17 protein-coding genes are annotated in these 26541 nt (G+C 34.5%); 11 read left to right on the top strand and 6 right to left on the bottom strand.

The features are described 5' to 3' along the window. Window positions 1-9: 9 nt before the first annotated feature. From LPC20_RS07760 to LPC20_RS07780, 5 genes are all read left to right on the top strand, one after another. Window positions 10-1296 carry a RagB/SusD family nutrient uptake outer membrane protein gene (locus LPC20_RS07760; protein WP_229324145.1) on the top strand — a complete coding sequence of 429 codons (1287 nt, stop codon included), beginning with the start codon at window positions 10-12 and terminating at the stop codon, window positions 1294-1296. A 255-nt stretch (window positions 1297-1551) separates the two neighbouring features. Then, window positions 1552-2301 carry a DeoR/GlpR family DNA-binding transcription regulator gene (locus LPC20_RS07765; protein WP_229324147.1) on the top strand — a complete coding sequence of 250 codons (750 nt, stop codon included), beginning with the start codon at window positions 1552-1554 and terminating at the stop codon, window positions 2299-2301. Window positions 2302-2415: 114 nt separating this feature from the next. Beyond that, on the top strand, window positions 2416-4332 hold the full coding sequence (nagB, locus tag LPC20_RS07770) for a glucosamine-6-phosphate deaminase (protein ID WP_229324149.1): 1917 nt from the start codon (window positions 2416-2418) through the stop codon (window positions 4330-4332). A gap of 147 nt (window positions 4333-4479) precedes the next feature. Next, window positions 4480-7392: an FAD-binding and (Fe-S)-binding domain-containing protein gene (locus LPC20_RS07775; protein WP_229324151.1), complete on the top strand. Its 2913-nt coding sequence runs from the start codon at window positions 4480-4482 to the stop codon at window positions 7390-7392. A 76-nt stretch (window positions 7393-7468) separates the two neighbouring features. Then, entirely contained in the window at window positions 7469-9394 is a 1926-nt protein-coding gene (locus tag LPC20_RS07780) for an amino acid permease (protein WP_229324153.1), read from the top strand. Window positions 9395-9464: 70 nt separating this feature from the next. Here LPC20_RS07780 and LPC20_RS07785 read toward each other — a convergent pair whose 3' ends face one another. Next, window positions 9465-10667, bottom strand: coding sequence for an aminotransferase class I/II-fold pyridoxal phosphate-dependent enzyme (locus LPC20_RS07785; protein ID WP_229324155.1), 1203 nt, complete (start codon window positions 10665-10667; stop codon window positions 9465-9467). Between the two features lie 189 nt (window positions 10668-10856). Between LPC20_RS07785 and LPC20_RS07790 the strand changes: the two genes are divergently transcribed. After that, window positions 10857-11309, top strand: a complete 453-nt coding sequence (locus LPC20_RS07790; RefSeq protein WP_229324157.1) for an Lrp/AsnC family transcriptional regulator — start codon at window positions 10857-10859, stop codon at window positions 11307-11309. A 101-nt stretch (window positions 11310-11410) separates the two neighbouring features. Continuing rightward, window positions 11411-12814 carry a dihydrolipoyl dehydrogenase gene (gene lpdA / locus LPC20_RS07795; RefSeq protein WP_229324159.1) on the top strand — a complete coding sequence of 468 codons (1404 nt, stop codon included), beginning with the start codon at window positions 11411-11413 and terminating at the stop codon, window positions 12812-12814. Between the two features lie 62 nt (window positions 12815-12876). On the opposite strand, the gene LPC20_RS07800 is transcribed toward lpdA, so the two are convergent. Continuing rightward, on the bottom strand, window positions 12877-13251 hold the full coding sequence (locus LPC20_RS07800; protein ID WP_229324161.1) for a DoxX family membrane protein: 375 nt from the start codon (window positions 13249-13251) through the stop codon (window positions 12877-12879). Window positions 13252-13409: 158 nt separating this feature from the next. Between LPC20_RS07800 and LPC20_RS07805 the strand changes: the two genes are divergently transcribed. From LPC20_RS07805 to LPC20_RS07815, 3 genes are read left to right on the top strand one after another with little or no spacing between them, the layout of a single operon-like run. After that, on the top strand, window positions 13410-14696 hold the full coding sequence (locus LPC20_RS07805) for an anthranilate synthase component I family protein (protein ID WP_229324163.1): 1287 nt from the start codon (window positions 13410-13412) through the stop codon (window positions 14694-14696). Between the two features lie 26 nt (window positions 14697-14722). Further along, window positions 14723-16036 (top strand): tRNA lysidine(34) synthetase TilS, encoded by a 1314-nt coding sequence (tilS, locus tag LPC20_RS07810; protein WP_229324165.1) that lies wholly within the window; start codon window positions 14723-14725, stop codon window positions 16034-16036. Continuing rightward, on the top strand, window positions 16033-18042 hold the full coding sequence (locus tag LPC20_RS07815; RefSeq protein WP_229324167.1) for a protein-disulfide reductase DsbD family protein: 2010 nt from the start codon (window positions 16033-16035) through the stop codon (window positions 18040-18042). Before tilS ends, LPC20_RS07815 begins: the two co-directional genes overlap by 4 nt. A gap of 70 nt (window positions 18043-18112) precedes the next feature. On the opposite strand, the gene LPC20_RS07820 is transcribed toward LPC20_RS07815, so the two are convergent. From LPC20_RS07820 to LPC20_RS07830, 3 genes are all read right to left on the bottom strand, one after another. Next, window positions 18113-19438, bottom strand: coding sequence for an ammonium transporter (locus LPC20_RS07820; protein WP_229324169.1), 1326 nt, complete (start codon window positions 19436-19438; stop codon window positions 18113-18115). A 258-nt stretch (window positions 19439-19696) separates the two neighbouring features. Further along, window positions 19697-20998, bottom strand: coding sequence for an amidohydrolase family protein (locus tag LPC20_RS07825; protein ID WP_229324171.1), 1302 nt, complete (start codon window positions 20996-20998; stop codon window positions 19697-19699). Window positions 20999-21033: 35 nt separating this feature from the next. Further along, a complete protein-coding gene (locus tag LPC20_RS07830; RefSeq protein ID WP_229324173.1) occupies window positions 21034-24021 on the bottom strand; it encodes an amidohydrolase family protein in 2988 nt (995 codons plus the stop codon). 195 nt (window positions 24022-24216) lie between these two features. On the opposite strand from LPC20_RS07830, the gene LPC20_RS07835 reads away from it, so the two are divergent. Further along, window positions 24217-25752, top strand: a complete 1536-nt coding sequence (locus LPC20_RS07835; RefSeq protein WP_229324175.1) for a YifB family Mg chelatase-like AAA ATPase — start codon at window positions 24217-24219, stop codon at window positions 25750-25752. On the opposite strand, the gene LPC20_RS07840 is transcribed toward LPC20_RS07835, so the two are convergent. After that, window positions 25749-26528 (bottom strand): hypothetical protein, encoded by a 780-nt coding sequence (locus tag LPC20_RS07840; RefSeq protein ID WP_229324177.1) that lies wholly within the window; start codon window positions 26526-26528, stop codon window positions 25749-25751. The two genes, LPC20_RS07835 and LPC20_RS07840, sit on opposite strands and share 4 nt — an antisense overlap. Window positions 26529-26541: the final 13 nt, after the last annotated feature.

Genomic DNA, 26541 nt, shown 5'->3' on the forward strand with positions numbered 1-26541 from the left:
CAAATGAAAATGAAAAAATTTATAATAGTATCGGTTTTCATGAGCTTATTTTTAACCTCATGTGACGAAGAATTTTTAGACCCAACTCGTGCTTCAGAAGAAGATGTTTTTTCTTCACGCGATGGTTTGATTGGCGCTGCAAATGGACTTCAGTCTCGTTATAGTGTTGGTAGACAAAGTCCTTTTGGATATGCTCTGATTACTGGAAATGGTTTTACAACTAATGAATTAGGTGTGCCACAAGCAGGAAATTTAGATGAAGTTGCCTTGTATTCTGGTTCAGGAGAGGTTCTTCCAAATAATGGTATTGTATCGAATATTTGGGCGCAAAGTTTAATTTTGAACTCTGAATCTCAAAAGGTGATTAATAATATTAATCGTTTGACAGTACCAGTTGAAAAAGCAACGGTGTTAGTTCACGCTTCTATTTTTAAAGCGCTTGCTCTTGGTAATTTAATTCAGTTTTTTGAAAGAGTTCCAATTTCAACTGCTAAAAATGCAACTTTTAATTCAAGAGCTGAGGTACTTGCTGAGGTAATTAAAACTTTGGAAGATACAAAATCATCTTTGCCTAGCGCAACTGGTTTTACTGGTATAGCACCTGGAATTAACTATACAAATACTGTAAATGCACTTTTAGCGCGCTTTTATTTAATTTCAGGAAATTTGGATAAAGCTTTTGAACATGCTACACTAGTTAACTTAACTGTACGTTCTGGATTCCAATTTGATGCAGTAAATCAAAATGCGATTGCTGCAACAGCATTTTTGGTAGCTAATAATTACCAACCAATTGGAAAGTCACTTGGACTTCCAGCTTCATTACAACCTAATGCAGCTGATGGAAGAATTAATTTTTATATTAACCCAACTTCAACTGTTTCTGCAGTTAAAGGTGCAGGATTTTGGGGAGCTATATCTAGTACTGTTCCGGTATATCTACCTGGTGAAATGATTTTGATTAGAGCTGAAGTATTAGCACGTAAAAATCAATTACCAGAGGCAGTAACTGAAATCAATAGAGTTTTGCAAAAAACTGCTGCTGCTGACGTTTGGGGTGTAGGTGCAAATCTACCAGCCTATTCTGGTACTGTTGACCAACCAAGTTTGTTAACTGAAATATACAGAAATCGTTGTATAGAACTTTTTATGTCAGGATTGAAACTCGAAGATACTCGAAGATTTAATCGCCCTGGAGCAGGAGCTCCTGGAGCTGAGCGCAATAGAAACTGGTATCCTTATCCTGATTCTGAGCGTTTTAACAATCCTAATACACCAGCTAATCCAGCTAATTAATTTTGTTTTGTTTTTAAATTTGACGAGTTGCTTTTATAGCAACTCGTTTTTTTTATATAAATATTCATACACAATTTTAGGTTAAAATAAGTTTCATTTTTTTGACAGTGCTCTACTATTCTGAAGTATCGATTTAGAAAATAATTGAATATCAGTTTTGAATTTCTATTTTATCAAATACTGAAAAATAATGCAACAATCTTCGAATTTGATAGGTGTTATTAATATATTTGTAAAAACATTATAATTGCTGATATGTTAAAGAAGGAACGTTGCCAATACATACTTAAAAAACTTGCTGAAAAACAAAGTGTTAATACTATAGAGTTAGCTGTAGAATTGTCAGTTTCAGAGGATTCAATCAGAAGAGATTTACAACTATTGCACGATCAAGGCAAGCTCGAAAAAGTGTACGGTGGAGGTATTCCAGTATCAGATAAAAACAAGAATTTTTTTGATATTGAAATTTCAAACGAAAAAAAGAAAATTGCGTTAGGCACAAAAGCGCTTTCTTTATTGCGTGACGGACAAGTAATTATCATGAGTGGAGGTACAACTAATTTGGTTTTTTCAAAGTTAATTCCCCCGGATCTGAAAGTAACCATTTATACGTATAGTTTGCCTATTGCGATGCAACTGTCTCAACATCCCAATATTGATTTGATTTTTATTGGTGGAAAATTGCAAAAAAACGCCATGGTTACTATTGGTATGGATGTAGTTCAGGTACTATCTGCTATCAAAGCTGATATTTGTTTTATGGGGGTAAGTAGCATCAATGTTAAATCTGGTTTAACTGAAAAAGGATATGAAGTTTCGGTTGTGAAAAAAGCCATGATTCAAGTTTCTGAAAAAGTTGTTGCCATGGTAGATTCGGGTAAATTAGATACAAAAATGCCGCATTCTGTTTGCGATTTAAATCAGCTACATAGTATTATTACAGATCTTAATCCTAAAGATCCTAAGTTAAAGGAATATATTTCATCAGGAGGTTTTATTATTTAAAAATGCATTATTTTGCGTTATTAAACTATAATTTGTTAATTATTGCATAAAAAAGCAATTTGTTAAATCGTATTTGTATATTTGCTTATAACAAATTAAAAATCCCGATTTATTATGGCTCAAATTAATCCTTTATCTTTTGTTAAACCCGGAAAATACGAATCGTCCCGTTTTGAAAAAATCCACAATGTAATTTTTGATAATTCTGTTTCGGGTTCTATTGCTGTAGCACATGAAATTGCTGAATTAATTAAAGCAAAGCAGGAGACAAATTCCTATTGTGTACTTGGTTTAGCTACAGGATCTTCTCCTATAAAAGTGTATGAAGAGTTAATTCGTCTTCACCGAGAGGAGGGGCTGAGTTTTAAAAATGTTATCACATTTAATTTGGATGAATATTTTCCAATGAAAACGGATAATATTCAAAGTTATTATTTTTTCATGCAAGAGTATTTATTCAAGCATGTCGATATAGCCTCTGAAAACATCAACATTCCAAATGGGGACTGTACAGTTGAAGAAAGTCTCCTTTTATGTTCACAATACGAAGAGAAAATCCGTAATTATGGCGGCTTAGATTTTCAACTATTAGGTATTGGTCGAACTGCACATATTGGTTTTAATGAACCTGGTTCGCATCAAAATTCAACCACTCGAATGGTTACGCTTGATCATCTTACGCGTTCAGATGCAGCATCGTCTTTCTTAGGGATGGACAATGTTCCTAAAAAAGCGATTACGATGGGAGTAGCGACAGTTTTAGAGGCGCGAAGGATTGTATTGTTGGCATGGGGTCAAAATAAAGCGGAGGTGATTTATGAAACGATTGAAGGAAAAGTAACTTCGAAAAAACCTGCAACCTATTTGCAAAATCATCCGAATGTAACTTTTGTCTTAGATGTAGAAGCGGCTTCATTACTTACTCGAATCAATACTCCGTGGGTTGTAGATGGCTGTGAATGGAACTCCGACTTAATACGTAAAGCTATAGTTTGGCTTTGTAAAAAGACAGGGAAGTCGATATTGCATCTTACCGATAAAGACTACTTTGAACACGGTATGGAAAGTTTATTGGCTATCGAAGGAACCGCTTATGATTTAAACATAAAGATGTTCAATCAGCTACAACATGCAATTACAGGTTGGCCTGGCGGAAAACCCAATTCGGATCATCAGCAACGTCCCGAACGCTCTACGCCAGAAAAGAAAAGAGTGATTATTTTTAGTCCGCACCCAGATGATGATGTAATCTCTATGGGGGGAACATTCGACCGCTTGATTACCCAAGGACACGAAGTGCATGTGGTATATCAAACCTCAGGAAATATTGCGGTTTCCAATGATGAAGCATTGAAATTTGCTGAAATCGGATTGGTGTTTGATCCCCAAAATAAAACCTATTCTGAAATTGTCGAATTTATCAAGCAAAAAAATAGTTCGATTTCAGATAGCATACCATTGCGCAATTTAAAAGCGCAAATTCGTCAAAAAGAATCCTTAGGCGCTACTCGTTTTTTAGGCTTGCCAGACAGCCAAGTTCATTTCTTAAATCTACCTTTTTATGAAACAGGTACCATTAAAAAGAGTCCGTTATCAAAAAAAGATATCGATTTAATGATAGCTATTATTGAATCCATACAGCCGCATCAAATTTATGCTGCAGGAGATTTAGCTGATCCTCACGGAACGCACAAAGTATGTCTCGATTCATTATTCATGGCATTAGAAGAAATCAAGCACAAACCATTTATGGATGATTGTTGGGTATGGTTGTACAGAGGCGCTTGGCACGAATGGGATATTCACGAAATTGAAATGGCTGTCCCAATGAGTCCTAATCAAGTATTGCGAAAACGAACCGCTATCTTTTATCACCAATCGCAAAAAGATGGTGTCATGTTTCAAGGAGATGATTCTAGAGAATTTTGGGTACGAGTGGAAGAACGCAATAAAGATACTGCAGAGAAATTCAAAGACCTTGGCTTGGCTAGTTATGCTGCTATGGAAGCATTTAAACGCTATCATTTTTAAATATACAACACTTAATTGAGAGAATTTTGGTAAAGGTTTGTTTACCACCCTCTAGCGCTTTATAAATTGATTTATTTCAGTTTAGAGCGCTAGAATTTTTATATTTGTCATTCACTACTGAATTTATAGTACTCATATAGTAATACCATGTCGCATATTTTACCTTTACAACAATTAGCGTCCTCTTTAGAAGGCGATTTATTTTATGACGAATTGCATAAGGTAATCTATTCTACGGATGCATCCGTTTACCAAATTAAACCCATTGCTATTGCAAGACCAAAGTCGGTTACAGATATACAAACGCTTGTTCATTTTGCAAATGAACATCAAATTCCATTAACTCCAAGGACAGCAGGAACTTCCTTAGCAGGACAAACAGTAGGTAGCGGAATTATAGTGGATGTGTCCAAATATTTCACAAATATAGTTGCTTTAGATCAAGAAAATAAAACTGTAACAGTTCAGCCAGGAGTAATTCGAGATGAATTGAATTTGTTTTTAAAACCGTACGGATTATTTTTTGGTCCCAATACTTCAACATCTAACCGATGTATGATTGGAGGAATGGTTGGAAATAATTCCTCAGGAACGACTTCTATTCGGTATGGAGTGACACGAGATAAAATAGTTGAATTAAAAGCCATTTTGAGTGATGGTTCGGAAACAGTATTTACCTCACTTTGTTCGGCTGAGTTTGTCGAAAAAACGAAAGGTGATTCTTTAGAAAATCAGATTTACAAAACGGTTTACGAGGAACTTTCAAATGCTGACACACAAAATGAAATTATAAAAGAGTTTCCAAAACCTGAAATTCATAGACGAAATACGGGTTATGCTGTCGATTTGTTGTTGAAATCAGATTTGTTTTCAGGAAACGAGCCGACTATAAATCTTGGGAAACTGCTTTGTGGTAGCGAAGGAACATTAGCTTTTACAACTGAAGTTACGCTGAAAGTGGATGATTTGCCTCCTACGCATAATATTATGGTGGCAGCCCATTTTCATACCATTCAAGAAAGTTTGGAAGCGGTTATGATTGCGATGAAACATCATTTGTATACTTGCGAAATGATGGACGATACCATTTTGAATTGTACGAAAACCAACAGGGAACAAGCTAAAAATCGTTTCTTTATACAAGGCGAACCTAAGGCAGTAATTATGTTGGAAGTAGCTTCTGATTCTTTAGAGGATGCTGAACGCCAAGCGAATGCTTTGATTGCTGATTTAGAACAAAACAATTTTGGCTATGCTTTACCAAAGTTGTACGGACAAGATATTGACAAGATAAACGAACTTCGAAAAGCAGGTTTAGGGCTTTTAGGAAGTATTGTGGGCGATGATAAAGCAGCCGATTCTATTGAAGATACCGCTGTTGAACTCAGCGACTTACCTAATTACATTGCAGAATTTGCTGCTATGATGAAAAAATATGGGCAAGAAGCAATCTATTATGCTCATGCAGGTGCCGGAGAATTGCATTTGCGTCCCGTATTGAATTTAAAGAAGAAAGAAGATGTACAATTATTTAGAACGATTGCTACTGAAGTAGCCGTTTTAGTAAAAAAATATAGAGGTTCTTTAAGTGGTGAACATGGTGACGGAATTGTTCGCGGTGAATTTTTACCATTCATGATTGGTGAATCTAATTATGAATTGCTTAAACGTATCAAAAAAGCATTTGATCCGAATGCGATTTTCAATAAAGGACGTATTACGGATACACCAAAAATGGATGAAAATTTACGTATGGAAGCGGGTCGAGAAGAACCTGAAATCCAAACAATTCAAGATTTTTCAGATAGTTTAGGTATTTTGCGTTTGGCTGAGAAATGTAATGGTTCTGGCGACTGCAGGAAATTACCTTCGGCTGGAGGGACCTTGTGTCCAAGTTACAGAGCTACTCGCAATGAAAAAGATACGACTCGTGCTAGAGCCAACGCTTTGAGACAGTATTTGACGGATTCCACTAAACAGAATAAGTTTGATCAAGAAGAATTGTACCAAGTTTTTGATTTGTGTGTGAGTTGTAAAGCTTGTGCGAGTGAATGTCCAAGCAATGTTGATGTTGCAGCTTTGAAGTCGGAATTTTTATACCAATACCAAAAAGCAAACGGATTTTCTAAACGAAATAAAACTTTTGCTTACAATGCCAAATTGAACAATTTAGGCAGTTTAACACCCAAATTAACCAATTGGTTTGCCAATCTTTCCTTTGTGAAAAAGAAAATGGGAATTGCGCCTCAACGTGTTGTACCGCATTTGGCTCCAAAGACTTTCCGTAAATGGTTGGATAAACATCATAAAGAACTTGAAGAAGGAAGTTTTCCTAATGGGAAAGTTATTTTGTTCTGTGATGAATTTACTAATTTTTATGATGTTTCAGTAGGAATTGATACTTATGAACTTTTAACAAACTTAGGCTACCAAGTTTTGGTGGTAGATCACCAAGAAAGCGGACGTGCGTTTATTTCAAAAGGATTTTTGGAACAAGCCAAAGCTATTGCTACAATTAATGTGGATATTTTCAAGGACTTGGTTACTGATGAAATTCCTTTAGTTGGAATTGAACCTTCAGCGATATTGACATTTAGAGATGAATACATTCGTTTGGCAGAAGATAAGTCAGGAGCGGAGCAATTGGCTAAGAACGTTTATACTATTGAAGAATTTTTCAAAAATGAAATAGAGAAAGGAACAATTCATTCAGATCAATTTTCTGATGAAGTAAAAGAAATAAAAATCCACGGACATTGTCATCAAAAATCATTGAGTTCGGTTCAAGCAACTTTTGCAATGCTCAATATTCCAAAAAACACCACAGTTACTATTTACAACTCGGGCTGTTGCGGAATGGCGGGTTCTTTTGGATATGAAGAAGAGCATTATGCGATAAGTATGCAAATGGGGGAAGATACCTTGTTTCCAAAAATTAGAGCCACTGATGCTGCTGTTGCGATTGCTGCAGCCGGAACGAGTTGTCGTCATCAAATATTTGACGGAACATCGAGAGAAGCACAACATCCGGTTACAATTTTAAAATCTTGTTTAAAATAATTGAAATTTAATTCTGAAAGATTAAAATGATGTTTTAAGTTTGTCACTGATTAAATTATCTGAATAATACAATACTATGGCAATAAAAGGTTTGTTTAGAAAAAAGACGGTTCAAGATATTTTGAAACAAGTCAAGCAAAATGAAAGTGATGGACATAATGCCTTAGGAAAACATCTGACCGCAAGAGATTTAACGGCTTTTGGAATTGCAGCTATTGTAGGTGCAGGGATTTTTAGTACTATTGGTAAAGCAAGTGCTGATGGTGGTCCTGCTGTAATTTTTCTTTTTTTATTCACTGCTTTAGCTTGTAGTTTTGCTGCTTTTGCCTATGCCGAGTTTGCTTCTATGGTTCCAGTTTCGGGATCAGCTTATACCTATTCCTATGTTGCTTTTGGCGAAATTATTGCTTGGATTATTGGTTGGGCTTTGATTATGGAATATGCCGTAGGTAATATTACTGTGGCAATTTCGTGGAGTGATTATTTCACAGGATTACTACGTACAGGAGGGCTAGAACTGCCCCAATGGATTCAAATGGATTATTTATCGGCTTCTAATGGGTTCAAAGATGCAACGGCATTAATGCAAGGTGGGAAATCATTTGATAATTTAAGTTCTAATTTGCAAGATGCCTATACAGCTTGGACTACAAGTCCTGTTATTGGAGGTTTTCATTTTGTGGCCGATATTCCGGCTATGTTGATCATTATAGTGATAACTGCATTGGTGTATAGAGGAATGAAAGAATCCCGTAATGCAAGTAATTTGATGGTAATTGTTAAATTATTCATCATTTTACTAGTAATTGCTGTTGGTGCTTTTTATGTTGATACAACAAATTGGGATCCGTTTGCTCCTAATGGAGTTAGCGGTGTTTTGAAAGGTGTTTCAGCAGTGTTTTTTGCTTATATTGGTTTTGATGCTATTTCTACCACTGCTGAAGAATGTAAAGATCCACAACGTGATTTACCACGCGGAATGATGTGGGCAATTATCATTTGTACTGTTTTGTATATTGTCATTGCATTGGTGTTAACAGGAATGGTCAGTTACAATGAATTGAATGTAGGAGATCCATTGGCCTTTGTATTTGAAAAGTTAGATTTAAAATGGATGTCAGGAATTATTGCCGTAAGTGCAGTAATTGCTATGGCAAGTGTTTTATTGGTTTTCCAAATGGGACAACCTCGTATTTGGATGAGTATGAGTAGAGACGGGTTGTTACCTAAAAAATTCTCAAGAGTACACCCAAAGTTTAAAACACCTTCTTACGCTACAATTGTTACAGGTTTTGTAGTTGGGATTCCGGCTTTGTTTATGAATTTAACTATGGTAACCGACTTATGTAGTATTGGGACTTTATTTGCCTTTGTGTTGGTTTGTGCTGGAGTTTTGGTATTGCAGAATAAGAAAGATATTCCGAGAGGAAAATTCAAAACGCCTTATGTGAATTCGAAATTCATTTTTCCAATCGCTTTAGTTGTTGGTTTAGCCTATGCTTTTTTGTATAACAATGAAGCTACTATGGGTTTTCTAAATAATGAAACTCAAGTAAATTCTCCAGAAGTAATAATTACCTCTTTGGATAAATCGGATACAGATAAAGTATATCACTATTTAGTTTCCTTAGAATCGAAACCAACGACTAACGACGTTGAAGAGCTATTAAGTCAGTACCAAGACGATGAGGTTAACTATGCTGCCATTGTGGCTCAATTACCAATTGCTGATACTGTTAAATATGAAAGCGGGTTTGATTTGTTCAAACACAAAATCCCAATGTGGATATTTTTAATTTCTTTAATTGGACTTGCTTTTTGGGCGTATAAAGAAAATTTATCTTTGATTCCTTTATTAGGTTTGGTTTCCTGCTTGTATATGATGGCTGAATTGAGTGTTTGGAATTGGATTTATTTCTCCATTTGGTTGCTTCTAGGATTATTGATTTATTTTGGTTACAGTCGAAAAAACAGTAAAATGAATCAAATAGAAGTGAAGTAAAAAAAACTTTTATACAATTGAACACCCTCAAAAGATTTTACTTTTTTGAGGGTGTTTTTTTTAACCCAGTTTAAAGGATATGCAATTCTTGCATGCACTTTTTTATCATTTGATACGTTCTTTCTATATCATTATCAAGGCCTATTGAAAAGCGAACCAAGCTATTTGTTAAGCCCATAGCTTCTTGCTCGTCTAAAGGAATTTCAGATGAGGTTGAATTTCCAGGAGCAGTAAACAAAGTTTTATAAAATCCTAAACTAACGGCTAGATATCCAACATTTCTCTCTTGCATTAATTCCATCAATGCGTTGGCTTTATCAAAACTACCTACATCAATAGTCATCATCCCACCATAACCATAATCCGGATGAATCATTGTTCTGTATAATTCATGACTTGGATGGCTTGGTAAACCGGGATATACGGTTTTAATTCCGTCTGCTTCCAATTTAGCCGATAAGTACATTGCATTGTGACTGTGTTGTTTCATTCGGATGTGTAGCGTTCTTAAGTTCTTTAATATGCTTGCAGAACGTAAACTATCCATTGTTGGACCCAATAACATGGTAGCTCCATCATTCACATTTTTTAAACTGTTGATGAATTCAACAGACGAACAAACAACTCCTCCTATCGTATCACTAGTTCCGTTGATGTATTTAGTTAGTGAATGCAACACAATATCCGCTCCTAGTCGTGCTGGAGCAACAGATAAGGGAGAGAAGGTATTATCAACTACAAGTTTAAGATTGTGTTTTTTTGCAATTTTTGATAGAGAAGCAATATCGGCTACTTCTAAAAGTGGGTTACTTACTGTTTCGCAATATAAAATTTTGGTATCCGAATTGATGGCTGCCTCTACTAAATCTAATTTTGTTATATCTACAAAACTAGTTTTGATTCCCATTCGAGGGGCAAAATTTTTCAAAAAAGCATAGGTTCCTCCATACACAGTTCTACTGGATACAATATGATCGCCATTACCACAAAGTTGTAATAGAGTAGAAGTAATGGCTCCCATTCCAGAAGCTGTAACACTTGCTGACTCGGTACCCTCCATAGCTGCTAGAGCGCTATCTAAATATAAATTACTAGGAGAGGTATGTCTTGAATACAAATAGCAACCTTCTACATTACCTTCAAATGTATCAAACATTTTTTTTGCTGAAAGAAAAGTATAGGTTGAGCTGTCCGAAATGGAAGGGTTAACATCTCCATATTCGCCAAAAAATTGTAAGTCTTGAATGCAATCTGCAGGATTAAAAGATTCCATAGCAATATAGTTTTAGTTAATTATGTAATCAAAATTCATTATATTTAATTTATTTTTCAATACATTAGTCAAAATATAGATTTTAAATTGGTAATTAAATTTATTTGTAGATTTTTAATCTAAATTTGTTTCAAATAATAGCCTTTTTTAGTTCAGTTATTCACCAATCGTCATCAAAAAATATAAAGCATGGATGCAATCGATAAAAAGTTATTGATGTTATTACAAAAAGACACTAAAAAGACAACTAAAGAATTGTCGTTGGTTTTGAATCTTTCTGTAACAGCAGTATATGAGCGAATAAAAAAACTCGAACGAGAAAAAATAATTCATAAATATGTTGCACTATTAGATCGTAACAAAATAGAAAAGGCTTTTGTGGTGTTTTGTCATATCAAGCTAATTCAACATACTAAAGATGTTATTCACACTTTTGAGAGTGAAGTGGTACAACTTTCGGAAGTTTCAGAATGTTTTCATGTAAGTGGAGATTATGACTATATTTTGAAAGTGAATGTGAAAGACATGGATGAGTATAGGGCTTTTATGGTAACAAAGTTGACGAGTCTCCAACATATTGGAAGTACACATAGTTCATTTATGATTGGAGAAGTTAAAAACACCACTGCATTTAGTTTGTAGTTGAGCTATAGTAAATTACTAATTTATCTTAGAATAATTAATTCAAAAAGCCTTACTTTTGTGTCTTAATTGAAGTTAAACTATAAATTATTTATATAAACATGAGTCAATTTGATGTAATTGTTATAGGTTCTGGTCCAGGCGGATATGTTTCGGCCATTCGTTGCGCACAATTAGGTTTTAAAACAGCCATTATTGAAAAATATTCTACTTTGGGAGGTACTTGCTTGAATGTAGGTTGTATCCCTTCAAAAGCATTATTATCTTCTTCACACCATTATTCAGAAATTGCACATTTTGCTGAACACGGAATTGAACTTTCTGGTGAGGTAAAAGTGAATTTAGAAAAAATGATTGCGCGTAAACAAGCAGTAGTAGATCAAACTTCGGGAGGTATCAACTACTTAATGGACAAAAACAAAGTAACTGTTTTTAATGGTTTAGGTTCGTTTGTAGACGCTACACATGTGGCAATTGCTAAAGCAGATGGAACTTCAGAAACTATTGAAGGAAAAAATATCATTATTGCTACAGGTTCAAAACCATCTTCTTTACCGTTTATCAAAGTTGATAAAGAAAGAATTATCACGTCTACTGAAGCTTTGGCTTTGAAAGAAGTGCCAAAACACTTAGTTATCATTGGTGGAGGTGTAATCGGAATTGAATTAGGACAAGTATATCTACGTTTAGGAGCGCAAGTTTCTGTAGTGGAATTTATGGACCGCATCATTCCAGGAATGGACAGTTCGTTATCTAAAGAATTGACAAAAGTCTTGAAGAAACAAGGAATGAAATTTTATACATCTCACAAAGTACAATCAGTAGAAAGAACGGGAGATGTTGTGACTGTAAAAGCAGAAAATGCAAAAGGAGAAATCATCACATTAGAAGGAGATTATTCATTAGTATCTGTAGGTCGTCGCCCTTATACCGATGGATTGAATGCTGACAAGGCAGGTGTAAAAATTACAGATAGAGGACAAGTAGAAGTTAATGATCATTTACAAACTTCGGCTTCTAATATTTATGCTATTGGTGATGTGGTTCGTGGAGCTATGTTGGCTCACAAAGCGGAAGAAGAAGGAACTATGGTTGCCGAAATTATTGCGGGTCAACAACCACATATTAATTATAATTTGATTCCTGGCGTGGTATACACTTGGCCGGAAGTGGCGGCTGTTGGGCAAACAGAAGAGCAATTGAAAGCATCTGGAGTAGAATTCAAATCAGGAAGTTTTCCATTTAAAGCATTAGGTCGTGCTAGAGCAAGTAGCGATTTAGATGGATTTGTAAAAATCCTAGCCGATGCTAAAACAGATGAGGTTCTTGGTGTTCATATGATTGGAGCTAGAACAGCTGATTTAATTGCAGAAGCGGTTACCGCAATGGAATTCAGAGCTTCTGCTGAAGATATTTCAAGAATGTCACACGCACATCCAACATTTGCAGAAGCAATCAAAGAAGCTGCTTTAGCTGCCACTGATAATAGAGCATTACACGTTTAAGACTGTACTATTTAAATAAAAAAAGCCCGTTCAAATGAACGGGCTTTTTTATGGAAGAATATTTAATCTTTAAATAATCCTTTATAGGAATCCCAATGTGCGTATATTAAAAATAAATTGGCACCCAATACAAAAATAGCAACAGGTACTTCTGATACTTGGGTTACAGTGTGAATTAAAAAGATATTAATTGAAATTGGTAATAAGGCCAATAAAGCTACTTTCATAAATTTACCGCTTAACAAACTTAGACCAACAATTAATTCAACGGCTTTTGCTAACGGTAATAGGTATTTTGAAGCCATGATACCGTTCATGAAAGTCAATAAGTTTCCTGTAGGCGCTTCTGCTTCAAACAATTCAAAGAAATAGGCTACAGAAGCAAATACCATAAATGCTCCTAGTAAAATTCGAATAATCAATGTTGCAATTTTCATTATTTTTTGGTTTTAAGGTTAGTATTTCAAAAATACTTATTTTATAAATACAAAATTCTTGTCAAATATATTTATTTCAATGAGCTATTATTCAGCTTTATTTTTCCGTTTCTAACAATGAATTTTGTTGTATTTTTGGCATTCTAAAAGGAAACACATTGCGAACAGAAATTCATAAATCGATTACCAACCCATTAGCTTTTAAAAAGCAATTATTGGATTGGTCGCAACAATTTAGGGAGGTTGTTTTTATGGATAGTAATGATTATCCACAAGAGTTTTCAAGCTATGATGCTATTCTAGCAGTAGATGCTTTTACATTGATTCAGACCGATTATCACAATGCGTTTGAGGATTTACAGCAATACCAGCAAACGACTAAAGATTGGCTGTTTGGGTATTTATCGTATGATTTAAAGAATGATAGCGAAGATTTACAATCCGATAATTTTGACGGATTGGCGTTTCCCGATTTGTTTTTCTTCCAACCTAAGAAATTGTTTTTTTTGAAAGGGAATCAACTCACTATTCAGTATTTGAATTTGTGTGATGATGAGGTGGAAATAGACTATAAGGAAATCACGGAATTAGCCACTATTGAGTTCGAAAAGAGTCAAAGTACTGAGGTTAAGGCTCGTTTTTCCAAAAACGAATACATTCAAAAGGCAACTACATTTTTAGAACACATTCATCGAGGAGATATCTATGAAGCTAATTTTTGTATGGAATTTTATGCTGAGAATGCTACGATTAATCCATTGGAGAAGTTCAATAAATTGAATGCAATTTCTCAAACTCCATTTGCCGTTTACTTTAAAAATAATAATCATTTTTTACTTTCTGCTACACCTGAACGGTATTTAAGAAAGGAAGGAGAGACATTAATCTCGCAACCCATTAAAGGAACTGCAAAACGTTTTTCAGATCCTAAGGAAGATGAACTTGCCAAATTAAATTTGGCTTCTGATCCAAAAGAACGATCTGAAAATATAATGATTACCGATTTAGTTCGGAACGATTTATCGCGTACAGCACAAAAAGGAACAGTTGAAGTTAAGGAGTTGTGTGGGATTTATTCATTTCAACAAGTACATCAAATGATTTCCACAATTACCTCAAAATTAGATACTAAACATTCATTAATTGATGTGTTGAAGTTAACTTTTCCTATGGGAAGTATGACTGGTGCTCCTAAAATTTCGGCAATGAAGATCATTGAAGAATTGGAGGAAACAAAAAGAGGTTTGTACAGTGGTGCTATTGGTTATTTTAGTCCGAATGGCGATTTTGATTTCAATGTAGTCATTCGAAGTATTTTGTACAATCAAGAAAAAAAATACCTTTCTTTTTCGGTTGGAAGTGCTATTACGGCACTTTCTGATCCCGAAAAAGAATACGAGGAATGTTTGTTAAAGGCAAAAGCAATGCACGAAGTGTTGCGTTAAATTATATGAATTAATTACATTTGAATATGTTGGGGCAATTCGAAAATCATATATCTAATCATTTTTCTTTTTTACAAGGAAAAAAACTCTTGCTAGCTGTTAGTGGGGGATTGGATAGTATGGTTTTAGTGCATCTTTTCCAACAATTGAACTATGAAATTGTAGTGTTGCATTGTAACTTTCAATTGCGTGGTTTAGTAAGTTTTGAAGACCAACAGTTTATTCAAGAGTATTCGAATACGAATGCTATTCCGTTTGTGTTTACTCAATTTGATACTGAGGCATTTGCTGCTGATTGTAAGGTTTCTATCCAAGTCGCCGCTCGTGAGTTACGCTATAGTTGGTTTTACGAGCAATTAGCGATTCAAAAAGGAGATTTTATTTTAACTGCTCATCATGCTGATGATAATCTAGAAACTTTTTTGATTAATCTTTCAAGAGGGACTGGTTTGGAAGGCTTAACAGGTATACCTGCTCAAAATGAAAAAGTAATCCGACCGTTATTGTCTTTTTCTCGACAACAAATGGAAGAATATGCTTCTGTGAATAAGTTGAAATGGCGAGAAGATAGTAGTAATGCCTCCGATAAGTATTTGCGAAATAAAATTCGTCATCACTTGGTCCCATTGTTGAAAGAGCTAAATCCTAATTTTATGAGTTCTTTCGAAAAAACGCAATCGTTTCTATCTGAAGCACAAGAATTAGTTGACGATGCTGCTATTATGGTGTATCAACAAGTGGCGCGGGAAGAAGGAGAGGATATTTATTTTGACTTGGTTCGCTTATTGCAATTGCCAAATTACAGTTCGTATTTATACCAATGGCTAAAGGAATTTGGTTTTACAGCATGGGATGATATTTATGAATTAGTTACTAGTCAGTCAGGTAAACAAGTGGTAGCACCGTATTTTAGATTGATAAAAGATCGAGATTGTTTGATTTTAAGTCCGTTACCATCTCAAGATAATCAACAAGAATTCGAAATTGAATCGGTCGAATCCAAAGTTAAATTTCCCTTAAATCTTGTTTTTTCGATTGTTTCGAAGATAGGAGTCGCTTCTAATTCAACTATATTTGTAGATCAAGACAAATTAGTATTTCCATTGACTTTGCGTCATTGGAATGAGGGAGATGTTTTTCAGCCTTTTGGTATGGAAGGCAAATCAAAAAAAGTAAGTAAGTTATTCAAAGACGAGAAATTATCGTTGATAGACAAAGAAAAAGTTTGGCTTTTGTGTTCCAATAATCAAGTAGTTTGGGTGGTTGGAATCCGACAAGACGAACGTTTTAAAATAGATCCTAATTCAAAAAACCTATTAAAAATTGAATGTATAGAATGAAAAAATTAGTCGTATTAGTATTGATAGTATTGGCTTTCGCCAAAGGAAATGCTCAAATTTTAGATCCTGTTAAATGGACTACACAAATTGATAAAAAAGCGAATGGCAATTATCTGCTCACTTTTAATGGAGTGATAGAGAAGGATTGGCATTTGTATTCACAATTTACAGCTGAAGGAGGTTCGTTGCCTTTAGAGATCCTTTTTAAAAATCAAAAAGGTAATTTTGAATTGATTGGTAAAACCAAAGAGAGCAAAACAAAAACGGCTTACAATGATATATTTGAGGTTAACGAAACTTTTTTTGAGAAGAAAGCGCAGTTGACACAAGAAATCAAATTGACAAATTCAAAGCTTGCTAAAGTAGAGGTGGCTCTGAATTATCAAGTTTGTAAAGAGGCTTGTATCAATTTAGAGAAGAGTTTTACATTTATTATTCCATCTCCAGAAGCGGATTTAGTTGCAGCGGAACCAGTTTCGGATACAACAAATACTGCTGTTGACACCGCTGCAGTTGTGAATCAAACCGAGGTCGCTACAACTGTTGAGACAACACCAGCAACGGAACCGACTGAAGAAGAAATGGGGTTATGGTCCATATTTATTATTGCTTTCTTTTCGGGATTTGCAGCTTTGTTAACCCCTTGTGTGTTTCCAATGATACCAATGACAGTTAGTTTTTTTACAAAACAAAGCAAGTCTAAAAGTGCTGGAGTTCGAAATGCGCTTTTTTACGGAATTTCAATTATTGTAATTTATGTGATATTGGGTGTTTTAGTGACTTGGATTTTTGGTGCTGATGCCTTGAATGCACTTTCGACGAATGTTTGGTTTAACTTATTTTTCTTTGCTTTATTAGTAGTTTTTGCAGTTTCGTTTTTGGGAGCTTTTGAAATTATGTTGCCTAATTCTTGGGCAAATAAAGTAGATAGTCAAGCGGATAGAGGAGGAGTAATCGGAATTTTGTTTATGGCATTGGCCTTAGCTATTGTTTCTTTTTCTTGTACTGGTCCAATTGTAGGAACATTATTGGTACAAGCAGCTTCTAAGGGCGGAATAGCACCTATTGTTGGAATGTTTGGATTCTCACTGGCTTTAGCCCTTCCATTTATGCTTTTCGCGATGTTTCCAGGTTGGTTGAATTCATTGCCAAAATCAGGTGGTTGGTTGAATACTGTAAAAGTGGTATTGGGATTTTTGGAATTGGCTTTGGCATTTAAATTTTTATCTAATGCCGATTTAGTTTTGCAATTACATCTATTAGAGAGAGAAGTATTCCTAGCCATATGGATTGCTATTTTTGGAACTTTGGCGTTGTATTTATTTGGAAAAATCAGCTTGCCTCACGATAGCCCCATGTCACATATTTCGGTGGGAAGATTATCTTTTGGATTAGTTGTACTATCCTTTACCATTTATATGATACCTGGATTATGGGGAGCTCCGTTGCAATTAATCAGTGCTTTTCCACCACCAATGGAGTATAGCGAAAGTCCATTAGGAATTGGTACTAATTCTGTTTCAAGTACTTCAGGAACAGTTTTGCCGGAAGGAGCGAAATTAGGTCCGCATCAAATTGTAGTTTTTGACGATTATGATACAGGATTGGCTTACGCCAAAACAGTAAATAAACCCATCTTATTAGACTTCACGGGGCATGCTTGTGTTAATTGTAGAAAAATGGAAAATACAGTTTGGTCAGATGAACGAATACTACCCTTATTGAAAAATGAAGTAGTTCTTATTTCTTTGTATGTAGATGATAAAAGAGAATTACCTAAAAATGAACAAACTGTTTCTACAACTTCAGGATCTAGTATAGAAACTATTGGTGATAAATGGACTGACTTTATGATTTCGAAATACAAAACCAATACACAGCCTTTGTATGTTTTAACAGATTTAGAAGGTACTAGTTTGAATTCTAAACAACCTACTATTAGTTTTGTTGGAATAGAAGAATATGAAGCTTGGTTAAAAATAGGAATCTCGAACTTTAAAAAATAAACATTAATTTTCTATCATAAAAAAACCGCAACTATTAGTTGCGGTTTTTTATTTATTAAATGAGAGTAGCTTATAAGAACTCTCCGTGTTGCGTAATATCTAAACCTAATTCTTCTTTGTCTTCGCTCACACGTAATGGTGTGATTTTGTTTACGATAAAGAACAAAGCGTAAGATGCTGAAAAAGCAAAAATAGACACTAATACTAATGCTTTTAATTGGATTAAAAACAAAGTTGTATCACCAAAGATTAAACCTTGGTTGTCACCCACAATTGGATTAACAGCATTGGATGCAAAAACACCAGTTAGTAGCATTCCTGTCATACCACCCACACCGTGACAAGCAAATACATCTAAAGCATCATCAATTTTTCCTTTAGGAAATTTCATTACCATGAAGTTACTAATGATACTTGCAATAATACCGATGGAAATAGCGTGAGGAATACTTACAAAACCAGCAGCAGGTGTGATGGCAACTAAACCAACAACCGCTCCAATACAAGCACCCATTGCAGATAATTTATGTCCCATAATTTTGTCTAGGAATACCCAGGCCATCGCAGCAGCAGCGGCAGCAACAGTGGTTGTTCCTAATGCTTGTGCAGCAAGACCACTAGATCCTACAGCAGAACCAGCATTAAATCCGAACCATCCAAACCAAAGTAACCCAGTACCTAATAATACATAAGTAATGCGAGCAGGGTTTACTTTTTGAACTTTTCTTTTTCCTAAGAAAATAGCACCAGCTAAGGCAGCCCAACCAGCACTCATGTGAACAACAGTACCACCAGCAAAGTCAAGAACTCCCATTTTAAAGAATAATCCATCAGGGTGCCATGTCATATGGCAAAGTGGTGCGTATATAATTAATATGAATAATACCATGAATAGCAAATACGCCCAGAAACGAACACGCTCTGCAAAAGCACCTGTAATTAATGCAGGTGTAATGATGGCAAATTTAGCCTGAAAGAATGCGAATAAAAGTAATGGAATGGTTGGAGCTAATTCCCAAGCAGTATTAGCGCTTACTCCATTGAATAATAAATTATAGGAAGGATCTCCAATGATTCCTCCGATAGATGGACCAAAACACAAACCGAAGCCAATTAGCACCCATAATACAGTTACAATCACCATTGCCATAAAACTTTGTAGCATAGTACTAATTACATTTTTCTTTCCAACCATTCCTCCGTAGAAGAATCCAAGACCAGGTGTCATGATTAAAACTAATGCAGAGGCAACGATCATCCAAGCTGTATCACCGGTGTCTAATTTTAACTCAACAATATGAGCTCCTAATTGTGTAGATTCCACAACAAAATAATTTGAGAAAAAAGTAAGTCCCAAAACAGTGATTAGAATCACACTTAAAACAATTTTACGCATAACTTTTATTTTTAAATTTCAATAAAAGTATGTATTTTATTATTACACTCTATTTTTTGTAGGGGTATATTTTAAATTTTTATTAAATAATAAATTTATACCCATAAATTTTTAGGGTTTAACTAATATAATACTATATTTTTTGGATTTGGCAATTTTAATTATTGAAATAATTCTAGTTTTGAGGATATTTAGAGAATAAAAAAAGGGTCAATTAATTACAATTGACCCTTTGGTAATGGTTTGAAATAAAACTAATTACTTCTGATTGAATTTTGCTTTATAACGATCATTTAATCTAGTTTGGTGTGTTTCTAAACTTATTGATCTTCCTTGTATGTAGGCTTCGGTTAATTTATTTGTACGCATATCCAACGCATCACCTTCAGATAAAAATAAAGTAGCGTCTTTACCTACAGTTATAGTTCCGCAAAAAGAGTCTATTCCTAAAATTTTAGCAGTATTAGAAGTGATTAATTGCAAAGCTTTCTCTTTGTCTAAACCATAAGCTACACAAGTACCTGCTAGAAATGGTAAATTACGAGTTGCCATTCTTTCATGAGAACCACTATTTTCTAAACCAACTGTTACACCTTGTTCAGTAAGTAAATAAGCCAATTTATAAGGTAAATCAATATCGTCATCATCGTTTTCCGGCATGTCATGAACTCTTCTTAACAAAACACCTACTTTGTTTTCTTTTAAGTAGGCACCAATTTTATAAGCTTCATAACCACCAACAATAGCAATCTTGTTAATTCCATTACTCTTTGCAAGTTCAATAGCATCAATCATTTGCTTTTCTTCATTAGCATGAATGAAAAGTGTTTGTTCACCAGTAAAAAGACCTTTAGTTGCCTCTAATACGATATTTCTCTCTTTAGAAGTTGTAGCATTGTACACTTTGGCATTAGCCAAAAAAGAATTTAGATCTTTTATTTGATTACTATAGTCCTTATTTGCTTCGATAGTGCCTGGCTCAAACCAAGAACCACTTCTTCTAAAGCTAGAAGGAAAATCCATGTGAATTCCGTCATTTTCTTTTACAACTGCATCACTCCAATGCCAAGCATCTAATTGTACAATAGATGAAGTTCCAGATATTAGACCTCCTCTAGGTGTTATTTGTGCCATTAAAATCCCATTCGGTCTAACAGTTTCTACTACTTTTGAATCTGCAGTATAAGCAATTAAGCTTCGTACATGAGGATTATAAGTTCCAATTTCAGACTCGTCATCAGAGGATTTGACCGCATCAATCTCAACTAAACCTAATGTAGAGTTAGGAGCTATAAATCCAGGATACAAGTCTTTACCTTTTGCATCAATCACTATTTCATAGTTTGATTTATTGACAGTTGTTGCATTAGAAACCAGATCAATTTTTCCGTTCTTAAATCCAACAGCACAATTTGACAATACAGTTCCGTCTCCCACATGGGTGGTAGAATTAATGATCAAAATTGATTTTTGTTGTTTAGCTGCGGGTGTTTGTTGTGCAACACAATTAAATGTAATGGTGAATGCAAATGCTAGTAGCGCTATTTTTTTATGTATCATGACTAAAATATTTTTTAAATTAAAAGGATCTAATACTAATATTCCATAGAATCGCAGTGATACTCAGTTCGCTCTGCTTTTTTAGGTTCTTGCGTAATCATTCCTTTGTTTTTTTCTTCAAGAAGTTGTCCTATTAATGTAGTACGTTCTTTAGCAATTGCTTTTCTTTGTTCTTCATCTTTTTGGATGTCAAAATAAACAACTCCTTCTATAATAGTTTTCTCAGCTTTAGCATAAATCGAAAGTGGATTAGTATTCCATAAAACTACATCTGCATCTTTACCCACTTTGATACTACCTACTTTATCATCGATATGTAATAATTTAGCAGGGTTTAGTGTTACAAACTTCCATGCATCTTCTTCTGATACGTTACCATATTTCACAGCTTTAGCCGCTTCTTGATTCAATCTTCTTGACATTTCTGCATCATCTGAATTGTAAGCAACAACAATTCCTTTATTGTGCATTATTGGCCCGTTAAAAGGAATGGCATCATTTACTTCAAATTTATAAGCCCACCAATCAGAAAAAGTAGATGCTCCAACACCATGATCTTTCATTTTATCAGCGACTTTGTAACCTTCAAGAATATGAGTATAAGTATTTACTCTAAAATTGAATTTTTCGGCAACATTCATTAACATCAATATTTCAGATTGTACATAAGAGTGACAAGAAATGAATCGATCCTTGTTTAAAATTTCTGCTAAGGTTTGTAAATCAAGATCTACTCTTGGAGCTTTACCTTTTTTAGAGCTGTTGTAACTTTTCCAGGCTAGATCGTATTCTTTTGCACGTTGGAAATAATCTGTAAAAACTTGTTCTACACCCATTCTGGTTTGTGGAAAACGAGTTGGATTTACATTACCCCAATTGGATTGTTTTACATTTTCACCCAAAGCAAATTTGATGAATTTAGGTTGGTTTTTGTATAACATTTCGTCAGGAGACATACCCCATTTCCATTTAACAATGGCAGATCGACCTCCGATAGGATTTGCAGATCCGTGAAGTAATTGTGAAACAGTAACACCACCTGCCAAATCTCTATAAATGTTAGGATCTTCTGAGTTTACTACATCTTGAACAGTAACTTCAGCACTTGAATTGTGACCTCCTTCATTTACTCCTTTTGAAATTGCTATATGAGAATGCTCATCAATAATTCCAGCTGTTAAATGTTTTCCTTCAGCATTAATTACTGTTGCAGTTGGATCAGATAAATTTTTTCCTACTGCAGCAATTTTACCATTTTTGATCAAAACATCAGCACTTTGTAAAATCCCTTCTTTTTCATTAGTCCAAACAGTAGCATTTTTGAACAACATATTTTGAACGGTCGGTTTTTGTAAATTTCCAAAAGCAACGTTTGGATAAGTTACTGGCTGAACTGGGTTTGTTTTAGTTTCTTTTTTACCGTCGGCTTCAGCTTTAAAATCAGCAGTTTTAGTAGCTTTCCAGCTTACTTCTTTTCCGTCGCTAAAAATGGCTTTACCACTTAAATTAGAAGTCTTGTTTAAATAAGAACTCAAACGAATAAAATTAGTACTTAACGAATCAGCTGGCTTAATTACAGCCGACATCCATTCGTTAGCAATCGTAATTTTTGAATTCATTTTTTTAGCATCAGCTTTAGTTAAGTCTGATTTAGGACTTCCAATTTCTCCTGAAATTTTCCATTTATAAGTTTCATTATCAATAACTAAGTCATAGTTTCCACGGATATCTTGTGAATTCATATCGTTAACTACGTATCGATTTCCTTGCACCCAGTTTTCATGTAAAACGGTCTTTTTATCAAAATAATCACCAGAGGTAATGATAAAATTAGCTTGGCTTCCATTATTTAATGAACCGATTTCATTACTCTTTCCTAAAATTGATGCAGGAACAGTAGTTAATGCTTCCAATGCTTTTGTAGTATCAAAACCATATTGAATAGCTTTCAATAAGTTGGTTTTGAACTGATCCATTTTCTTGATATTTTCAGTAGTTAATGCAAATGTAATTCCATTATCTGCCAATACTTTTAAATTTGAAGGTGCCTGATTCCAAAAACGGAAATCTTTCAACTCCATTTGATTGGCTTGATTTGGATCTGAAACATCATAGGCTTCAGGGAAATTAATAGGAATGATAAACTTTGAATTGGTATTTTTAATTTCTTCAATACGCTCAAATTCATTTCCGCTTCCTTTCATTACGTATGTAATACCAAATTCTTTAGCAATTTTACTCGCTCTCAAGCTATTCAACTTGTCTTCTGTAGAAAATAATTGAACTAGTTTTTGATTTTCTATCATCGCTTCTAAAGAAACATCTTTAGTATCTGAGTTCCCTTTTTTATACCAATCCATATCATGATACATTTGACGCAATAGCGCCATCATACCCATCAATGAACTTGGATAGGATTGACCAGAAATTGCACTTCGTGTGAATCCAAAATGATTGGTGATTTTTGGAGCAATTAAACGACCTCCTTTATCAAAGTTATTCAAAGCAATTAGAGTACCAGTTCCTCTAGCAATTCCATCTGGTACGTGAGTACCAACAACTCCAAATCCAGCTTTCAAAAACTCCTCGGCTTTTGTTTCGTCGTATTTAAAAGTATCAAATGCATTTACTTCAGCTCTTAAATGTTCGTTCCAATAGTAGCCCGATTTTTTAGTATCATAAAGCGCACCTCTTGCCATAGGTCCTGAACTTCTTGGTTTTTCAACTCCAAAATTCGTGTACATGTCTATGAAAGAGGGGTAAATTGTCTTACCCTCTAGATTGACGATAATCGAATTTTTTGGAATTACAATGTCTTTTCCTGTACTGATTACTTTTCCATTTTGAATAAGTAAGGTTCCCTTTTCAATTACTTGTCTAGGTGTAACATAAATTTTAGCATTAATTAATGCAGTAAAATTTTGGTTTTTGTTCTGCACACTCTCATTATTTGGGAAATAATTTTGTGAGATTGATGGTGTTACAGAAGTAACCAAAAGAAGAAATAGAATAATTTTTTTCATAATTACTAGTTTAAATATTTTATAAATATAATACTATTTAAAATTCATTGTACTTATTATAAAAATTTAACATTTGTTACATAAGAATATTTTATGCCTTTAATTCAAATTATCAGTAAAATTTTAATTTATATGTTTATTTTATTTAAAATAAACTATATTTAAGTTTTTATTTTGGTTATAAATCATTGAATTATGTTGACAAAAATTTTTGGTAGCGCAGTTTTTGGTGTAGAAGCTACAACAATAACTGTTGAAGTGAATATCGATAAAGGAATTGGATATCATTTAGTGGGTTTGCCAGACAATGCTATTAAAGAAAGTAGCTATAGAATTGCTGCTGCTTTAAAGAATAACGGCTACACTTTGCCAGGTAAAAAAATCACCATCAATATGGCACCGGCTGATTTACGAAAAGAAGGTTCAGCCTACGATTTGACTTTGGCGATCGGGATTTTAATTGCTTCGTCCCAAATTAAAGGAGATGAAATAGATCGTTATATAATTATGGGTGAATTGTCTTTGGATGGCAGTTTACAACCCATTCGCGGAGCATTACCAATTGCTATTAAGGCTAAGGAAGAAGGATTTAAAGGATTCTTTTTGCCAAAACAGAATGTAAAGGAAGCTGCCATTGTTTCGGATTTAGAGGTGTATGGTGTAGAAAATTTGCAAGAGGTTATTGATTTTTTTGAAGGAAAGGGAACCATAGAACCTACAACTATTGATACAAGAGCTGAGTTTTATAAAACCTTAGATTTTCCTGAATTCGACTTTTCTGATGTTAAAGGGCAAGAGAGTATTAAAAGGTGTATGGAAATAGCCGCTGCAGGAGGTCATAATATTATTTTGATAGGTCCACCTGGAGCTGGAAAGACCATGTTAGCCAAACGATTACCAAGTATTTTGCCTCCCATGACTTTGCGAGAAGCTTTGGAGACGACTAAAATTCATAGTGTTGCTGGTAAATTGAAAGAAGTCGGATTGATGAATCAACGCCCTTTTAGAAGTCCACACCACACGATTTCCAACGTGGCGCTTGTTGGAGGCGGAAGTTATCCGCAACCTGGTGAAATTTCGATGGCACACAATGGGGTTTTGTTCTTGGATGAATTGCCAGAGTTCAAGCGAGACGTTCTTGAAGTAATGCGCCAACCTTTAGAGGACAGAGAAGTGACTATTTCCAGAGCGAAATTTACAGTTACCTATCCGTCATCATTCATGTTGGTAGCAAGTATGAATCCTAGTCCGAGTGGTTTTTTTAACGATCCTGATGCACCACAAACTTCTTCTCCTCACGAAATGCAACGCTATATGAATAAAATCTCAGGACCATTATTAGACCGAATTGATATTCATATAGAAGTAACTCCCGTTCCCTTTGAAAAATTATCCGATGACAGAAAAGCAGAAAGTAGTGTCGAAATCCGCAAAAGAGTTACAAACGCTAGAGAAATTCAATCGGCTCGTTTTGAATTGATGCCAACAATACATTATAATGCCCAAATGAGTACCAAACATATTCGGGAATTTTGTGCTTTAGACGAAACCTCAAAAGAATTATTAAAAAACGCTATGGAGCGATTGAATCTTTCAGCAAGGGCCTATGACCGAATTTTAAAAGTAGCTCGAACTATTGCCGATTTAGAAGCTGCCGAAAGAGTCGTATCTCATCATATTGCAGAAGCAATTCAATACCGAAGTTTAGATCGTGACGGTTGGTTAGGTTAGTTTTCTTTTGATTCTATAACATCTATTGCTTCTGTACCAATAATCACATCATAAATGGCGTATTGCATGGATATATTGAACGGAACGGTAAATAAAACTCCGATACAGAACCCAATTAAACCCACTAATGAACCAAAAAAAGCTACTAATAATAGTAGGAAGATTGTGAAAAACTGTTTGCTAGATATACTAATACTAGCTTGTATTGCTTCTATTGCTTTTTGTTTACCAAAAATGATTAATGGAATGGCGAGTGTAGTATAGATTCCAATAATAAAGGATAAAAGATTCCCAACAAATGTTATTTTGTAATAGGTGAATAGGCTATTAATTCCTGTACTTACTAATGTGATGATGAAAGTAGCTATAATTAATTCTTTAAAAAAAGACCAATTATAAAAAGAGAAGAAATGACGCATTTTAAATTCGGTATCTTTATCTCCCGCTTGGCACATTTTTAAAAACCCTGCACTTATTGGGCTAAATAGTGTGCTGAAAATTATTGCGCCAATTAATTGATACCCTATATATTCGGGTTGGAGCATTTTAGCTTCCAATTGTTTCATAGCATGGGGATTGATATTTTCGGCACCTATAAAACCAACGACACCTAATCCGGCAATAAGGATTATAAGAAATCCAAATACAAGAATAGCAAGTCCTGCGTAGATAGCAATTTTTTTATAGTTTTCGAATGCTTTGTTGAATACCGTTTCAAATTGTAATTCGTATCCGTTTTTCTTTAGGTCTGTTATTTTTTCAGAAATTGTTTTCATATTTAGGTTAGTT

This window comes from Flavobacterium ammonificans, assembly GCF_020886115.1.
In the GTDB taxonomy this organism is placed as follows: Bacteria; Bacteroidota; Bacteroidia; order Flavobacteriales; family Flavobacteriaceae; genus Flavobacterium; species Flavobacterium ammonificans.

Coding starts and splice junctions, on each gene's coding strand:
- LPC20_RS07760 (WP_229324145.1), top strand. CDS start 10: ATGAAAAAATTTATAATAGTATCGGTTTTCATGAGCTTATTTTTAACC.
- LPC20_RS07765 (WP_229324147.1), top strand. CDS start 1,552: ATGTTAAAGAAGGAACGTTGCCAATACATACTTAAAAAACTTGCTGAA.
- nagB (WP_229324149.1), top strand. CDS start 2,416: ATGGCTCAAATTAATCCTTTATCTTTTGTTAAACCCGGAAAATACGAA.
- LPC20_RS07775 (WP_229324151.1), top strand. CDS start 4,480: ATGTCGCATATTTTACCTTTACAACAATTAGCGTCCTCTTTAGAAGGC.
- LPC20_RS07780 (WP_229324153.1), top strand. CDS start 7,469: ATGGCAATAAAAGGTTTGTTTAGAAAAAAGACGGTTCAAGATATTTTG.
- LPC20_RS07785 (WP_229324155.1), bottom strand. CDS start 10,667: ATGGAATCTTTTAATCCTGCAGATTGCATTCAAGACTTACAATTTTTT.
- LPC20_RS07790 (WP_229324157.1), top strand. CDS start 10,857: ATGGATGCAATCGATAAAAAGTTATTGATGTTATTACAAAAAGACACT.
- lpdA (WP_229324159.1), top strand. CDS start 11,411: ATGAGTCAATTTGATGTAATTGTTATAGGTTCTGGTCCAGGCGGATAT.
- LPC20_RS07800 (WP_229324161.1), bottom strand. CDS start 13,251: ATGAAAATTGCAACATTGATTATTCGAATTTTACTAGGAGCATTTATG.
- tilS (WP_229324165.1), top strand. CDS start 14,723: ATGTTGGGGCAATTCGAAAATCATATATCTAATCATTTTTCTTTTTTA.
- LPC20_RS07815 (WP_229324167.1), top strand. CDS start 16,033: ATGAAAAAATTAGTCGTATTAGTATTGATAGTATTGGCTTTCGCCAAA.
- LPC20_RS07820 (WP_229324169.1), bottom strand. CDS start 19,438: ATGCGTAAAATTGTTTTAAGTGTGATTCTAATCACTGTTTTGGGACTT.
- LPC20_RS07825 (WP_229324171.1), bottom strand. CDS start 20,998: ATGATACATAAAAAAATAGCGCTACTAGCATTTGCATTCACCATTACA.
- LPC20_RS07830 (WP_229324173.1), bottom strand. CDS start 24,021: ATGAAAAAAATTATTCTATTTCTTCTTTTGGTTACTTCTGTAACACCA.
- LPC20_RS07835 (WP_229324175.1), top strand. CDS start 24,217: ATGTTGACAAAAATTTTTGGTAGCGCAGTTTTTGGTGTAGAAGCTACA.
- LPC20_RS07840 (WP_229324177.1), bottom strand. CDS start 26,528: ATGAAAACAATTTCTGAAAAAATAACAGACCTAAAGAAAAACGGATAC.